Source organism: Nostoc sp. CHAB 5715 (assembly GCF_020829685.1).
Taxonomy (GTDB): domain Bacteria; phylum Cyanobacteriota; class Cyanobacteriia; order Cyanobacteriales; family Nostocaceae; genus Nostoc.
On record NZ_JAIVFR010000039.1, the window covers coordinates 1 to 15,298 of the forward strand.

The following is a 15,298-nucleotide window of genomic DNA, read 5'->3' on the forward strand; positions in this document are numbered from 1 at the left end:
GAAGTTAACTTACTGGTAGATTCCCTAATTGTTGGAAATAAAAGTGAATTCAACCCCAAAAGATTAGACTAATAAAAATTTTCTGGACTAGACTTTTCAAAATTACCAGTAATATGAGTTACATCTGTGGAATGCAGGTTCTATATCAAATACAATGTTTAACTATTTAATCGTAAATTCAAGACAGAAAATTGATGAGGGCAACTTTACTCTCATCTTTAAGAGTGATATCTGGCAATGAGCCGCTCTATGCCCACGCTTATTTCTCAGAGGTGAGATTATCCAAAACTTGCTGAAATTCTGCTGTGGAAGGAATTGCGATCGCTCTTTTATGAAGCATTTTTAGCACAGATGGTTCTTCTATCCTATTAATAACTTCCACAATAGAGCTTGGCACTTCTCCAAACCGCGTTTCTAGAACTGTAATGATGCTTTCTCTAGCAGTTTCGACAATTCCTTCTTCTTTGGCTAGTCTTTCAATACTAGTTACGTACCGCATTCTATCTGCCTCCTCGTAACTTCTAACTTCTGTTTTAAAACTAAGTGCCAACTCTTTTGGCAAAACCATTATCCAGTCGATAAACCGAAATAATTCCCGAATATCTTCCCGGCTATATCCCCGTTCATACAGCCGTCTGACTAGGCTTAGTTTCCACTGTAGCCGATTTTGTGGATTTCGTTGCGTTGCCTTGGTCTTGAGATGCGCCATCACAATTACACCAAAGGGGTTGGTTGTTTGCTCTAGGGTTTCCCACCCTTGCTCATAGTCCAACAGTTTCGCCACAGGAAACTCTAAGCTGACGCGACATCCGCCCAGCTGATAGCTGTAGCTAGAAGGTCGCCAATTCGCTTGTTCATCTGCTAAAACTGCTAAACTAATGACTCGCTTTTTATGGCGGTCAAATAAGCGGTAATTATATGTGTACATCCGTTCGGGAAATTGGCTGTCATATTGCCCTTGGACTTCCACATGAACCAATACCCAAGCTTCCTCTCCATCCAGTAGCCAAACTTTTGCGACTTTATCGACCAAACGCCGCCCAATTTCTGCATCCGGTTCTAGCTGTTGCAGTTCTGTGTCTAGAAATTCATAAGGTCGCGTCCAGTCGATTTCGGCATAAGCTTGGATGAAAAAGAATTCCAAAAAGCGGGGAAAATATAGCTCAATAACTTCTTTCCAAGGACTATCGTAATCAGTAAGTTGCTCGGTCATGAATTAAAACAAAAAGTACCTCTGTGCCATTGGTAAAACTGTTGCAGGTTCACAAATCAGCAACTCACCATCTGCCCTGACTTGGTATGTTTCTGGATCTACTTCAATGTGGGGTAGTGTATCATTCAACTTCATATCTAGCTTACTCAATTGGCGTGTCCCAGAAACTGCAACTGCTGACTTTTGTAAACCTAGCTGTGTGGGAATTTCTTTCTCTAAAGCTGCTTGGGAAACAAAAGTTAATGATGTGGCATGACGCGCCCCTGCAAAACTACCAAACATCGATCGCATATACACTGGTTGCGGTGTCGGAATACTGGCGTTAGCATCGCCCATTTGCGACCATGCAATCATTCCGCCTTTAATTACTATCTCTGGTTTCACGCCAAAAAACGCGGGACGCCACAAACATAAATCTGCTAATTTTCCCTTTTCCACTGAACCCACATATTCAGCAATTCCGTGAGCGATCGCTGGGTTAATCGTATACTTAGCAACATACCTTTTTGCCCGAAAATTATCTGCTTTTTGCTCAGTTCCTTGTGAGTTAAGAGTTCCGCGTTGCACCTTCATTTTGTGAGATGTCTGCCAGGTGCGAATTATCACTTCGCCTACCCTTCCCATTGCCTGGGAGTCGGAAGAAATCATGCTAAATGCGCCTAAGTCGTGCAAAATGTCTTCTGCTGCAATGGTTTCCCGACGGATGCGAGATTCGGCAAAGGCAACATCTTCAGCGATCGCAGGATCGAGGTGATGGCATACCATCAACATATCCAGGTGTTCATCTAAGGTGTTGAGGGTGTAAGGACGTGTGGGATTTGTGGAAGAAGGGAGAACGTTGGCTTGGCTGCAAACTTTGATGATATCTGGTGCGTGTCCTCCGCCTGCGCCTTCAGTGTGGTAAGTGTGGATGACACGATTCTTAAAAGCGGCGATCGTATCTTCAACAAATCCGGCTTCGTTTAGGGTATCAGTATGAATAGCGACTTGCACATCATAAGCATCGGCAACCTTGAGGCAAGTATCAATTGCTGCGGGTGTGGTTCCCCAATCTTCATGAAGTTTTAATCCCATTGCACCGGCAGCTACTTGTTCTACAAGTCCTTGGGGTTGACTGGCGTTACCTTTACCTAAAAATCCTAAGTTGACGGGAAAAGCATCAGCAGCTTGCAGCATTCGGTAAATATTCCAAGGGCCGGGGGTGCAGGTAGTGGCATTTGTACCTGTGGCGGGGCCAGTACCGCCGCCGATCATGGTGGTAATTCCAGAAGCGATCGCAACTTCAATTTGTTGGGGACAAATAAAATGAATATGGGCATCAATACCGCCAGCAGTGAGAATCATTCCTTCACCAGCTAAGGCTTCAGTTCCGGGGCCAATAATAATATCTACATTATTTTGAATATAAGGATTTCCGGCTTTACCAATTTTGAAAATCTTGCCATCTTTAATGCCGATATCTGCTTTGACAATACCCCACCAATCGAGAATTAAGGCATTAGTAATTACTAAATCTACAGCACCATCGGCGTTAGAAATTGGGGATTGTCCCATTCCGTCTCGGATGACTTTACCGCCGCCGAATTTTACTTCATCGCCGTAGGTGGTGAAATCTTGTTCAACTTCAATAAATAATTCTGTGTCTGCAAGTCGGATGCGATCGCCTACTGTTGGACCGTAGGTTTCCGCGTAAGCACGGCGATTCGTTCTGTAAGGCATTATACATTCTGAAAATTGAGGTTAAAATCGAGTTTAAACGCAGAGGGGCGCAAAGTAAACGCAAAGGTGAGGCAGCGCGGTCTTGGGGGTTTCCCCCATGAGCGACTGCCGTACGCAGAGTATGGATGAGAATGATTTGAGTGGGATGATAATTGGTTGTGGAATGCGAGTGCATACGGCGTTAGGCCCAGGTTTATTAGAGTCAGCATACGAAGAGTGTTTGTATTATGAATTGAAGAAGAGGGGATTTAATGTTGGTAAGCAAGTTCCATTACCGCTTGTGTATGAAAAAGTAGAATTGATTGTGTTTATCGATTAGATTTAATAGTAGAAAATAAAGTAATTATTGAAGTTAAATCTGTGGAATCTATCAAACCAATTCACTCAGTACAGCTTTTAACTTACCTGAAACTCACTAATTGTAAACTCGGTCTTCTGCTCAATTTTAACGTTCTCCAGCTTAAAGAAGGCATTAAACGTGTGGCAAACAAACTCTAACTCCGCGTACCTCCGCGTTTACCTCAGCGCCCCTCTGCGTTGAAAAATAAATATACCGTAGTGACTGTCTTAAAAGCCAAGCGATCGCATTTTATCCACAGCTTGAATAATTTGGGTTTGTAAAATTACGCGATTCTCTACGAGACGGCAAAACCAAACGCACTTTAGATAATTTAGGTTTATGCTATGAATGAACGTTCTTGGAGGTAAAGACAAAATGACTCTAGCAGACGTAATTACCATAGCTCGAAAGCTTTCTCCATTAGAAAAGCTCAAGCTAATTCGCATCCTTGCCGAAGATTTAGATACAGTCGAGGATATTTCTCCATTAGAACCCTTCAAAACCTACGATTTACCTACTCCTTATAATAGCTTTGGGGCTGGTGCAGTCATGATGGAAGCACTCAACTCACAGAATTCCAGTCATTAAGCTGTATGCGGTTCAATTATTCCACTACAAGTTCCACTCAAAACGAATTTGATAGTTTACCCAGAATTCCCCTAGTTTTAAGTCGAGAAAATTACAGCATAGAAGCAAATGCTTTAGTTGATAGCGGTGCTACTGTCAATGTTATGCCCTATGAACTAGGGCTTCAGTTGGGTGGGATTTGGGATGAGCGTAAAGCTATTATTCAATTGGCAGGAAATCTCCGCAATCAACCTGCCATACCATTTTTCGCAAGGGCTGAAATTAGCAGTTTTCCACATGTGGAGTTAGTATTTGCATGGGTAAGCAGTCTTAACGCTGCTTTAATTCTTGGACAAACTAATTTTTTCTTGGAATTCGATGTTTGTTTTTATCGTTCCAAATTGGAGTTTGAAATTAAACCTATTCAATAACTTTGTTCAAACGCAGAGGGACGCTGAGGGAAGCGCAGAGGTACGCGGAGGGTTTTTAGAGGTTTCCGTTAATTTTGGCGTTGAAGCCGTAGACTTGGCGAGTACCAACGAGGGGGATTAGAGTTATTTGTTTTTCGTCGCCTGGTTCAAAGCGAACTGCGGTTCCGGCGGGGATATCGAGGCGCATTCCTCGCGCTTGTTCTCTGTCAAAGTTTAAGGCGGCGTTGACTTCATAAAAGTGATAGTGGGAACCAACTTGTATGGGGCGATCGCCTGTATTTGACACTTGCAATTTTACAGTTGGACGACCAACATTTAGTTCAATTTCACCTTCTGGTGTAATAATTTCTCCAGGAATCATAATAAATTCAAAAATTAACGAATTGGATTATGTACTGTTACTAACTTTGTGCCATCAGGAAAAGTTGCTTCTACCTGCACTTCATCCACCATTTCTGATATTCCTTCCATGACATCATTCCGCGTCAATAGAGTTGTACCATAACTCATTAATTCAGCTACAGTTTGCCCATCCCTTGCACCTTCTAAAATGGCAGCAGAAATATAAGCGATCGCTTCAGGATAATTCAGTTTTAAACCCCTTCCTTTACGTCTTTCTGCTAATAAAGCAGCAGTAAAAATTAATAGCTTATCTTTTTCCTGCGGCGTAAGTTGCATTCTTATCTCCTCTGTGTTCTCTGCGCCTCTGCGGTTAGTTCAAACCTGCCACACTCTTGGTATACAATTACTACGATTCAGAAAAGAAATTCTCAGCAATTGCCAAACATCAATAAACCAGTTTCTCACCTCAGATGTAGAAGCACCGCGATATCGACACAATAATCCATGTTGTAATCGGCTAACACCCGCTTCTCCTTGCCCATCCCATAAATTTCGCGTTTTTTCGACAATTTCTGCTGAAACTGCACCACCAACCCAAACTAGACTACCTACTATTGGTTTTCCAGCCAAACCGTGGGGACTGTGAAAAATATCTTCGCTACCCCGTAACCATTGGCGATCAATCCACAAAGGAACACCTTGCTGCCAAATTTCCGTGTGCGATCGCCATTCCCCTTGTAAGAATTTTTCTCCTCTAGCACTGCGACCAAATCGGGTAATTTCCCAGCCTAACCAACTGGCCCCGGTTGCTAATTCTACCCGTAAATCTTGGCGAAAAATCGCGTCGTTAAATAAAATTGTCTCTTGCGGCAACCATTCTAAACAAGCACCAGTATCAACTTGCATCTGGATGGTTTGTCTAGCTTGTAAGCCATTACTACGATATATCTTACTTGCAGCAGCTGTAGTGATTAAGGCTTGGGCTTGGGGTTGGAGGTGGATGTTAGAGGATAAGCGATCGCCTCCCACCATTCCCCCAGCCGTGTGTAAAATTACGCTATGACAAATTTCCCCTTCTGGGTAAAATGGGCGCTGTACCTTCAGGGGCGCTTGTTGGTGATTGTAAATTAATTGGGTTTTACCCTGGCGATCGGCATAGACTAAATTAAGTTTGCCATGCCAACCTTCTGCTGTTTGTGAGTTGCAGATCATTTATAAATTCAAGATTAAAGTTCAGATATCTTATATTTTTTTAATGCATTCTTTGCTCTTTACTTGCAATTTATTATGACTTTTTCGCCAAGATTACATAATCATCTAATGTATAGTGTAACTGATGCTTCTGACCAAAATACTTTTTGAGTATTGGACTCATGTACAGTTGTTTTGGTAACTTTTCTCGAGCAAATTTACCAAATTCAGCAATGGGCAAAGGTGTTCTTAAACCTGTTGAGGTTAGATATCTATACCAGACCAACTCTAATCCCAATTCTGCCAGAAACTTATCCACTACGCTTTTTTCCTGTTCTTGGTTTTCAACTTGGTGAACATCATAAATTTTAAATAACTTTTTATCTTGCACAATTAGTAGAATATAGCCCAAGCTAAATATATGCAATATACATTTTCTAAAAAATACTTCATAAAGTAGACATGAGGAGTTAGACTAAAACGGTAGCCTGGGTCTTGTCCAATTTTTAAGTTATTAATATCCTCAAGAGCATCTTCTAGCTTAACAAATAACTGCTTGTCAGGAATCTTACTAAATTCTTCTTTGAGATATTCAACTAGCCTTGATTCAAAATCATCAAATATACGTTCATCAATACCAGTAGATTGCAGTTTACATTCATCGTGCTGTATTAAATTAAAAACTTTATAGATATATTTAACAAATTCTTCATCTGGCATTAATATGAGATTATCTTTTTGCTGTGATACTTCTGTTAGTTGTTTAGTTAAAGTTTCTGTTTGTCGTTTATATTCTTGGGAATAACGTTCAAGCTGAAGTTTATCCCTAAATAGTTTTTCTAACCATGAGAATCTTGCACCTGACTTTTGAATCTCTTGTAATAGTTGGGCTGCACGTCGGATATCCCCGCGTTTTAAAGATAATTTTAACTGCTGACTTCGCCACCAATTTACGATAGGATTATTCATAACCAAATCCCTCTTTACCTTGCATAATTTCTACACCTGGAAGCCGAGAAACTAACTTTTCCTTAAATTTCATATAGTTTAGTTTCTCATCGTCATACCACCAAGCGTATTTTTGCTTAATTTCTTCAGCTTCTTGGCGAGTTGATGCTATAAGAGAACGATTATCCCTAGCATGAAAAGCTTGAATTACAACTCTATCGGCGATGGCTAGTTTGTCAATAAAAGCAGCTTCATCAGTTGCTAAAGTAGGAAGTAGAGGGGTGATGGTGATAGAAATTTTAGGAAGAAAACCTTTGTAATAATCAATACTTTGTTTAATTTTAGTGATAGCATTTAGTCTGGCTTTAATACTGGGCGATCGCGGTTCAAAATCTTTTCTCACTAATTCACTCCCTGTGGGAATGCTCATATTAATTCGCAATCGCTTAAATCGTTGTAAATAATCAATATCTCTAGTAATAATTGGGCTACGAGTTTGAATCACCAAAGTTGGAGTTGGATAACCGTCAATCCCCATATCTAGCATTACCTCCAACAACCGACGAGTCAGATGATGTTTAGACTCAAGTGGTTGATAAGGATCAGTAACGCTACTCATGTATATACTAGGAGGAATCTGAGGATTTTTTTCGTACCATTTTTTTAATTCTTTCGCTAAAATGTCAGCAGAATTTTCTTTAAAAATTACCCATTTTCCCCAATCTTGGCGCATTTGAGCATTAGGAGTAAATGCAGCAGCATAGCAATAACTACAACCGTATTGACATCCCCTGTAAGGATTTAGAGTGAAATCATAATTACCAATAAAACCAGTAGCTTTTGTTAAGAGCGATTTAGCATTTTGGGCAAAAACATTGACATCTCCAAACTTTTCTCTGACTAATTTGGTAGGAATGCATTCGCAATAACCTTCATATTTTGGTTGTGCCATGTGAATCCTGATATTTATTAAGAGTGAATTAACGCACCCTACTTCTTATAATTCCCATTTTTATTTTGAAATTACTTCACCAAGGTGTACGCTAGTGCGATAGACCATATAGACAAAACCACTCTCATCACGAAAGCGCTGATATAATTCTTGAAACCTATCAATAAGCTGTTCATATCCCAAGCCTTCACGCGGGAGGTAAGAAACACTCATTGCTCGTCCAATAAGTCCAGTTAAATCTAACTGTTGTCTATAAGTAAAATTATATTCGTGGATGTTAATAAAATGGGGAGTTACTAACAGTGGCTCTACCGACTGCATTCGAGATTCTGCTGGGTGATTATTAGATGCTTCGCGCACTATTCGGCTATATTCTGTAGTTAACGCATCTTCTTGATCTCGATTATTCCACACCACAGCCAAGCGTGCTGATGGTTTTAAAATGCGGTGAAATTCCAATAAAGTTGGTTCGGGATTGAACCAGTGGAAAGCTTGAAAACAGGTAACTAAATCAACTGAATTATCAGGTAGTTGGGTAAATTCTGCTGTTCCATCACGAAACTCTATCAAAGGATGTGATTCAGCAGCTTCTCGCATTGCTGCATTTGGTTCTATGGCGATGACATTAACTCCGCGTTCAGCTAACAGTCTTGAAGCAATTCCTGTACCTGCACCAATATCTGCTGCTACGAGTTGTGAATTTTCACTCAGTCCTTCCAAGATAATATCAATTGCATCTGCGGGGTAACTTGGTCGATATTTTACATAATCATCTGCTCTGTCAGAAAATCGGTTGAGTGGGTTTAAGGTATGTAAGGGGGTTGTTTCAGGATTAATTTGGCTCATGGGTTTTTATGGAAAAGTAGAAGTGCGTAGGCGTAGCCCGTCGTAGACATCGCTCTAGTTCAGAAAAGCGATATCATAACAATTAAACCGCTCCAAACAGTAACATCTACATACAATAATGGAAAGATTGCTAAACATCCACATTGAAAAACTACCAGAAGGCGTTTATTTAGCAACATCTGATGAACTTCAAGGTTTAGTAGCTCAAGGACGGACTGTTACTGAAACTTTAGAAATTGCTCGTGATGTAGCGATTAAATTAATGGAAGCACAGTATGGTAATTGTAAATTACCTGGGTGAAATTTTGGCGATCTACACTAAGTTAAGTTTGCTATGCCAAGAAAGAGAAATTTTTGCTTCTACCTGAACGCTCATGCTTGTTTAACTGTAAAATTTCCACTGTACTGCAATTGTTGAAGTAACTTGGAGTTTCCAGAACCAAAAATGTATAGTATATCTTGGGCACGAGTCATAGCAACATAGAGTCTTCTACAAGTCAAAATATCACTTTCTGAATGTGGAGGTATACTAAACTCCCAGTCTTGAACCCAGAGTATTAAAACGACTTTAAATTCTAAACCCAATGCACCAAGCGTATTAATAATCTTAATACCAGAATTTTTAATATTATATTTTTTCTCCGACTCTCTATTTTCACTAACCCAATCTGTTTCAATTCCTAAATTTTGCAATTTTTTAATTAGAGATTTTAATAATACCTTTTTTTGATCGTCTGCTATTCTATATAAAATAGCAATATCATTTAGTGGATAACCTAGTTTTGCTAAATCTTTAACTTCATTAATCACAGATTCTACTTCATAAATCTCTGATGTTTCAATATGTAGAATCGGATTTACACCACGACGTACAGCGTCTGTAGGCTTAACAATATCGAATGTTAAATTTTCTTCATCAATAACGTTACTAAATAAACTCCAGCTTGCTGCTAATATTTCCTGAGTATTTCTATAGTTTTTGTCAAGTTTTAATTTTTTGTTACTTGTTCGTCCAACTGCTTTGACTCCCACAGAATTCCAAGTAAAATTATTACGTTTATAAACGGATTGACGACCATCTGCTACAATCATGAGATTGCCATGTTCTGGGTCTTTTAACGCAGCCACACAACATTTAAACCATATAGGATCAAATGTTTGTCCTTCATCAACTAAAACTGCATCATATTTATGTTTTATCAGAGCATTTTCAAGTTGCTTTAGTAGTATTTCACCTAAAATCCCATCATAATATTCTGTAGTAAAACCTGAAGGCGTTGGGATTTTTTTTATAAGCGAACTTACCCAAGCATAAAATGTAAACACCTCTATTTTGCTAGTGGAATTGTACTGATTTGAATATTCATACATTAAAGACTTGAGATAAGCAGCAAGACTTCTATTGAAACAAAGAATTAAGATTTTTTGATGACGATTTTGTTGAACTAGCAATTTAGCATGAGATAAAAGTATTAAAGTTTTTCCTGATCCGGCTACACCATAAATTATTCTATGTCCATCACCAATTGATCTAACTATACATTCTTGACGATGATCTAACGTTTTAAATACATAACTTTCATTTTTTAATTCAATGCCATTAGGAACACTGTGGAGAGATGCTGGTACAAGTTTAATAGCTATTTCTGGAAAAATAATAGCTTTTATAGTGTCAATTTGCTCATGGGTAAGACGAGGGAAACTAAAAGTATTAGTAAATATTTTTATCAATCTATTTACTAATTCATCACTACTAATACTCTGATTATAAAATAATTCATTACGGTATATAATTTGTGATAAAGATAATAATTTATCAATCTTTTTTTCTTGCGCTTGCTCTGCGGTAATATTAGAAAAAAATAGGCCATAGTTACAAGGGAATGCTAATTTCTGTTGATTATCTCCATTAAGGTGAGTGAGTATGTGATATTTTTGTAATTTCACTAATAATTTATCTATCAACTCTTGATATGGATTTGTCCATACTGAGAAAGTATCCTCTTCCTCATTTATCTCTATAGAACGCTTACGAGTTCGTCTTCCCGGAATATCTAGGTATGACGGAGATTTTTTTAATTCTATTTTTTTATTTTTTTCTGGAGAATTAAATAATTTAATTTTGTTAATATCAGTACCGTTAATTTGCGATGGATACCAAGTAATAACTTGGATTATTAATAGTCCAAAATTAGGTGCAATAATCAGGAAATCAATAGAATTACTTTCAACGACTTGCTTATACCAAACTAAAAAGTCATCTGGCAATTTTTCACGAAGAATTTTATATAAAATTTGTTCGCCTTGACTAGCAGATGACGATATAGATTCGGGAACCATTAAAGCCATAGTTTAATACCTATCTTATTATTCTTCTTTCTGCTGCTCTACCCAAGCTACCAAATCAGCAATTTCGGAAAAATCAAGCAACTCTTCTCCCAACTCCTCTAACTGTTCAGCAGATAAATTCCGAACCTGCTCAACTAATGATCCATCAATATCACCAAAACGCCGTTTAAGTAGACGACTAATCAATCTAAAAGCTTCTTTTTGAACGATATCTTGATAAATTACAGACTCTTTCATAGTATCCTCCCGCAAAAATTGCCGAACCAAATCCTTGTCAAACCGCAAACCCGCCAGAATTTCTACACAACCCGCGATATTTTGTCGCTCCTCTCTATCTGGAATTGTAGCGACTTGTTCAGCCACTTGTGCTAGTAAAGTTTGCGGCGAGTCAGTTCGCGTCAAACTTGCTAAAGGTAGCAGCGCAGGATTAACTAAAAATGATATTGAATCTTGCTCCCAAAGACGAACAACTTGATATTGGTGAATCGTCGTGTTGTCCCGATATTCTTCAGTAAAAGCAATTTCATTAGTAGTTTCCTGCAAAAAGATTAGCACTTGCACTACAGGACAACGGTATTGGCGCTTCAACCTCACAGAATAATCGAGCATTCGGAAATTAAGCGCCGGATTAGATTTCACTAAAGTTTGAAATTCAATGTGCAAAATTTGGTTAGCCGCTTGCAAAAATGTCACAGAATCCGCGCGAATTGGTTCAAGCGTGAGTTCCGTTTTTAAAACTTCAATTTCTTGCACCTCTACCCCAAGCAACCAACGGACAAACTCAGTCGGGTACTGTTCAGCTAAATATTTACAAGCGTTGTCGTAACTCACACTCTTCCTCTTCTTTTGACACAAAAAAACAGCCGCTTCCACAAGGGAAACAGCTGTTTTACAAATTATGTAACTACGTATTAGTAATCGAAGTGTATTAGTAATCGAAGTCGCCGCCACCAGCGCCAGCGCCAGCAGGAGCGCTATCTTTAGGCTCAGGCTTGTCAACTATAATACATTCGGTTGTCAACACCATACCAGCGATAGAAGCAGCGTTTTGCAGAGCAGAACGAGTCACCTTAGCAGGATCAACAATACCAGCGGCTAACAAATCGACGAATTCGTTTGTCGCAGCGTTGTAGCCAACGTTGAATTCTTTCTCTTTCACGCGTTCAGCGATTACAGCACCATTCTGACCGGCGTTTTCAGCAATTCGCTTTAGAGGTGCAGGTAAGGCGCGAACGACAATCAACGCACCAATCAACTCTTCATCTTTAAGATTGCTCTTTGCCCAATTTTCCAAGTCGGGAGCCAGGTGAGCTAGGGTTGTACCACCGCCAGGAACGATACCTTCTTCTACAGCAGCTTTAGTAGCGTTGATAGCGTCTTCTAGGCGTAACTTCTTGTCTTTCATTTCGGTTTCGGTCGCTGCACCTACTTTCACTACAGCAACACCACCAGAGAGTTTAGCAAGACGCTCTTGTAGTTTCTCTTTGTCGTAAGAAGATTCGGTTTCATCGATTTGACGACGAATCTGTTCGACACGAGCCTTAACAGCAACTTCGTTACCTTCAGCAACAATTGTAGTGCTGTCCTTGGTGATGGTGATGCGGCGAGCTTTACCCAGGCTATCCAGCTTGGTGTTGTCTAGCTTCAGACCAGCATCTTCGGTAACTAGTTGACCACCAGTTAAAACGGCGATATCTTCTAGTAGTGCTTTGCGGCGATCGCCAAAGCCAGGAGCCTTAACAGCAGCCACGTTCAGTACACCGCGCAAACGGTTTACTACTAAGGTTGCCAAAGCTTCTTTTTCAATATCTTCGGCGATAATTACCAAAGGACGACCAGCACGAGCTACTTGCTCTAACACTGGTACAAGGTCTTGTACCAAAGCGATTTTCTTATCGGTCAGCAGGAGGAAAGGCTCATCAAAAACCGCTTCCATCCGTTCAGCGTCGGTGGCAAAATAGGGAGAGATGTAGCCTTTGTCAAAGCGCATCCCTTCAGTGATTTCCAACTCGGTGAACATAGATTTCCCTTCTTCTAGGGAAATTACGCCTTCCTTGCCCACCTTGTCCATTGCTTGGGCAATCATTTGACCAACTTCTTCGTCATTACCAGCCGAGATCGCACCAACTTGGGCAATGGCTTTGGAATCTTCCACTGGACGGGCGTGTTCAGCAATTTTTTCTACCAGGAAGCCAGTAGCTTTGTCGATACCGCGCTTCAGCGAAATCGCGTTAGCACCAGCTGCAACGTTCCGCAAGCCTTCTTTGACGATCGCATGAGCTAAAACGGTGGCAGTGGTCGTACCATCGCCCGCAGCATCATTGGTCTTAGAAGCAGCTTGACGAATCAGAGCTACACCAGTGTTTTCAATATGGTCTTCTAATTCGATTTCTTTGGCGATCGTTACACCGTCATTAACAATTTGCGGTGCGCCAAATTTCTTTTCTAGGACTACGTTACGACCTTTAGGGCCAAGGGTAACAGCTACAGCCTCAGCCAGGATGTCAATGCCTCGTTCTAAGGCGCGACGGGCGTTTTCGTTGTAGATAATGCGCTTTGCCATAGGTGTCTAAATTCCGGGAGTAAGTCAATTTTTTCTTGAATTGGGCATTGGGCATTAGGCATTGGGCATTGGGCATTGGGCATCAGGCATTGTCTTTATTTTTGACATTCTCTGTTCCCTATTCCCCATTCCCCATTCCCCACTAGATAACGACTGCTAAAATATCTTTTTCAGAAAGCAGTACATATTCTTCGGTGCCGAGTTTGATGTCAGTGCCAGCGTACTTGGAGTACAACACCTTATCGCCGACTTTAATTTCCAATTCCTGACGGCTACCGTCATCGTTACGCTTGCCAGGGCCAAGGGCGACTACTTCCCCTACCTGGGGCTTTTCCTTGGCGGTATCGGGCAAATACAGACCACCTGCGGTCTTTTCCTCAGAGGCGTTCACTTTTACGAAAACGCGATCGCCTAAAGGTTTAACTGTAGAAACGCTTAAAGATAAAGCTGCCATATTATTTCTTTCCTTTAGAGTTTAGCACTCTCAACTCCTGAGTGCTAATTTACCGAAAAGTAGCGTCCAATGGCAAGAATTCTTTGAGTACGGGTTCCCGAACTAAAAGATCATTAATGTATTTAAGTATAAATACTTAATTATTTCTACCTTTCAGGTTCTGTTCCGTAAGTTACGAAGGGAGTAGGGAGTAGGGAGTAGGGAGTAGGGAGTTAGGAGAATTCTTATTCCCATTTCCCATTCCCCACTCCCCACTCCCCATTCCCTTCTATTTCCAAAGCTTGGAAATTGTTATAGAACTGTAATCAGGGAGCCGCGCAATGAGTAAGATTACAGTGATCCAGTCCAGCCATCAAATCCCCAAAACCACTAAGTCTCTAGAACATAAAGCTCTGAGTAATTGTATAGAAACTTTAAGACTTGCAAAAATTCAGCGACACATTTTTATTTGCGCTGACCAGACAATTGCTCACTGCTGCTCAAAAGGAGCTAGTCTAAAATCCTGGGAATACTTACAAAAAGCGGCTTAAAGAGTTAAAATTTGATGAGCCGCAACAGAGTCATCCCATTTGCGTCTATAGAAGAACTAAAGCCAACTGCTTGCGCGTTTCTTGTTCTAGACCCATAATGGTGGTTTACCCTGATGGTGTCTGGTATCGCCAAGCAAGCCCGGAAGTTACCCTGCGGATCATCCAAGAACACTTAATAGGCAATAAGGTGGTAGAAGAATATGCATTTTTAACCCATCCTTTGCCAGAAACTTCCCTAGTTTCTTGTGAACACCTCATAGAGGCTTAACAACCGAAGGATATGGTATAGCAGTAAGCTTTAAGAAAGAGCGGGTTGGTTTTGAGGTAGGGTCATCTTTAAGCCAATACTTACTTGTGAGTCAGAAGGATTATTATTTAATCAGTGTTTTTTCGCCCGCCACTTTCAATGCGATATATAATAGCGCATTATAGATACTACTGCTATACGTATCCTTGCTGGACTTTTGCTATCCAGCTACTAGTCTCTTGAAAGTGCTCGGCATTTTTGAGACTTCGAGACAGCAAAGGCAAGTTAAGTAGGAAAAAGGACAACATCTCGAAATAACCCACCATAGAGGATAAATATTCAAGACTTTGATGGACCGAAGCGCGACAAGTGCCACTGCTATGAAAGAATCCAGCATGAAAGATCACAAACGACTTCTATTGATTGATGATGACCCTAACCTCATCTTGCTGGTGAAGGATTACTTAGAGTTCCGGGGATATGAAGTCATCACCGCCGAAAATGGACGTGAAGCTCTGGAAATTTTAGAGCAATATGTTCCAGACATGATTATCTGCGACGTGATGATGCCGGAACTCTAAATAATACTTCACCAGCAAGATGAGG

At 40.3% G+C, this 15,298-nt stretch carries 19 protein-coding genes and 2 pseudogenes; 7 read left to right on the plus strand and 14 right to left on the minus strand.

Annotation, left to right across the window (positions count from 1 at the left end; translation table 11 throughout):
* Positions 1–259 precede the first annotated feature (259 nt).
* Both LC574_RS03875 and ureC read right to left on the minus strand, forming a co-directional pair.
* On the minus strand, positions 260–1,213 hold the full coding sequence (locus tag LC574_RS03875) for a transposase (protein WP_229451577.1): 954 nt from the start codon (positions 1,211–1,213) through the stop codon (positions 260–262).
* A gap of 3 nt (positions 1,214–1,216) precedes the next feature.
* Complete coding sequence (gene ureC / locus LC574_RS03880) at positions 1,217–2,932, minus strand: urease subunit alpha (protein ID WP_229451578.1); 1,716 nt, start codon at positions 2,930–2,932, stop codon at positions 1,217–1,219.
* Positions 2,933–3,053: 121 nt separating this feature from the next.
* Between ureC and LC574_RS03885 the strand changes: the two are divergent.
* The 3 genes and pseudogenes from LC574_RS03885 to LC574_RS03895 all read left to right on the plus strand — a co-directional run bounded on the left by LC574_RS03885 (position 3,054) and on the right by LC574_RS03895 (position 4,270).
* Positions 3,054–3,430, plus strand: a pseudogene (locus LC574_RS03885) (GxxExxY protein).
* A 217-nt stretch (positions 3,431–3,647) separates the two neighbouring features.
* Positions 3,648–3,860 (plus strand): hypothetical protein, encoded by a 213-nt coding sequence (locus LC574_RS03890; RefSeq protein WP_229451579.1) that lies wholly within the window; start codon positions 3,648–3,650, stop codon positions 3,858–3,860.
* 5 nt (positions 3,861–3,865) lie between these two features.
* Positions 3,866–4,270, plus strand: coding sequence for a hypothetical protein (locus tag LC574_RS03895; protein ID WP_229451580.1), 405 nt, complete (start codon positions 3,866–3,868; stop codon positions 4,268–4,270).
* Positions 4,271–4,325: 55 nt separating this feature from the next.
* Here LC574_RS03895 and LC574_RS03900 read toward each other — a convergent pair whose 3' ends face one another.
* The 7 genes from LC574_RS03900 to LC574_RS03930 all read right to left on the minus strand — a co-directional run bounded on the left by LC574_RS03900 (position 4,326) and on the right by LC574_RS03930 (position 8,549).
* A complete protein-coding gene (locus LC574_RS03900; protein ID WP_229451581.1) occupies positions 4,326–4,631 on the minus strand; it encodes an urease subunit beta in 306 nt (101 codons plus the stop codon).
* A 14-nt stretch (positions 4,632–4,645) separates the two neighbouring features.
* Positions 4,646–4,948: an urease subunit gamma gene (gene ureA / locus LC574_RS03905; RefSeq protein WP_229451582.1), complete on the minus strand. Its 303-nt coding sequence runs from the start codon at positions 4,946–4,948 to the stop codon at positions 4,646–4,648.
* A gap of 39 nt (positions 4,949–4,987) precedes the next feature.
* Positions 4,988–5,824 (minus strand): urease accessory protein UreD, encoded by an 837-nt coding sequence (locus tag LC574_RS03910; RefSeq protein ID WP_229451583.1) that lies wholly within the window; start codon positions 5,822–5,824, stop codon positions 4,988–4,990.
* A 73-nt stretch (positions 5,825–5,897) separates the two neighbouring features.
* Entirely contained in the window at positions 5,898–6,194 is a 297-nt protein-coding gene (locus tag LC574_RS03915; RefSeq protein ID WP_229451584.1) for a hypothetical protein, read from the minus strand.
* Between the two features lie 2 nt (positions 6,195–6,196).
* Entirely contained in the window at positions 6,197–6,772 is a 576-nt protein-coding gene (locus LC574_RS03920; protein WP_229451585.1) for a hypothetical protein, read from the minus strand.
* Entirely contained in the window at positions 6,765–7,703 is a 939-nt protein-coding gene (locus tag LC574_RS03925; protein WP_229451586.1) for a radical SAM protein, read from the minus strand. The genes LC574_RS03920 and LC574_RS03925 overlap by 8 nt, the downstream gene beginning before the upstream one ends.
* 60 nt (positions 7,704–7,763) lie before the next feature.
* Entirely contained in the window at positions 7,764–8,549 is a 786-nt protein-coding gene (locus tag LC574_RS03930; protein ID WP_229451587.1) for a class I SAM-dependent methyltransferase, read from the minus strand.
* A gap of 118 nt (positions 8,550–8,667) precedes the next feature.
* Here LC574_RS03930 and LC574_RS03935 point away from each other — a divergent pair, with 118 nt between their 5' ends.
* Complete coding sequence (locus LC574_RS03935; RefSeq protein ID WP_229451588.1) at positions 8,668–8,850, plus strand: type II toxin-antitoxin system HicB family antitoxin; 183 nt, start codon at positions 8,668–8,670, stop codon at positions 8,848–8,850.
* A 71-nt stretch (positions 8,851–8,921) separates the two neighbouring features.
* Here LC574_RS03935 and LC574_RS03940 read toward each other — a convergent pair whose 3' ends face one another.
* The 5 genes from LC574_RS03940 to groES all read right to left on the minus strand — a co-directional run bounded on the left by LC574_RS03940 (position 8,922) and on the right by groES (position 13,915).
* Positions 8,922–10,898, minus strand: a complete 1,977-nt coding sequence (locus LC574_RS03940; protein ID WP_229451589.1) for a 3'-5' exonuclease — start codon at positions 10,896–10,898, stop codon at positions 8,922–8,924.
* A gap of 18 nt (positions 10,899–10,916) precedes the next feature.
* Positions 10,917–11,729, minus strand: a complete 813-nt coding sequence (locus tag LC574_RS03945; RefSeq protein ID WP_229451590.1) for a DUF4351 domain-containing protein — start codon at positions 11,727–11,729, stop codon at positions 10,917–10,919.
* A 97-nt stretch (positions 11,730–11,826) separates the two neighbouring features.
* Positions 11,827–13,461, minus strand: a complete 1,635-nt coding sequence (gene groL, locus LC574_RS03950) for a chaperonin GroEL (protein WP_229451591.1) — start codon at positions 13,459–13,461, stop codon at positions 11,827–11,829.
* Positions 13,416–13,544: a hypothetical protein gene (locus tag LC574_RS37750; RefSeq protein WP_267871397.1), complete on the minus strand. Its 129-nt coding sequence runs from the start codon at positions 13,542–13,544 to the stop codon at positions 13,416–13,418. Before LC574_RS37750 ends, groL begins: the two co-directional genes overlap by 46 nt.
* A gap of 59 nt (positions 13,545–13,603) precedes the next feature.
* Positions 13,604–13,915: a co-chaperone GroES gene (gene groES, locus LC574_RS03955; RefSeq protein WP_229451592.1), complete on the minus strand. Its 312-nt coding sequence runs from the start codon at positions 13,913–13,915 to the stop codon at positions 13,604–13,606.
* Positions 13,916–14,235: 320 nt separating this feature from the next.
* On the opposite strand from groES, the gene LC574_RS03960 reads away from it, so the two are divergent.
* The 3 genes and pseudogenes from LC574_RS03960 to LC574_RS03970 all read left to right on the plus strand — a co-directional run.
* Complete coding sequence (locus LC574_RS03960; RefSeq protein WP_229451593.1) at positions 14,236–14,445, plus strand: hypothetical protein; 210 nt, start codon at positions 14,236–14,238, stop codon at positions 14,443–14,445.
* A gap of 97 nt (positions 14,446–14,542) precedes the next feature.
* On the plus strand, positions 14,543–14,713 hold the full coding sequence (locus LC574_RS03965; protein WP_229451594.1) for a hypothetical protein: 171 nt from the start codon (positions 14,543–14,545) through the stop codon (positions 14,711–14,713).
* Positions 14,714–15,042: 329 nt separating this feature from the next.
* Positions 15,043–15,270, plus strand: a pseudogene (locus LC574_RS03970) (response regulator transcription factor); the annotation flags it as partial.
* Positions 15,271–15,298 lie beyond the last annotated feature (28 nt).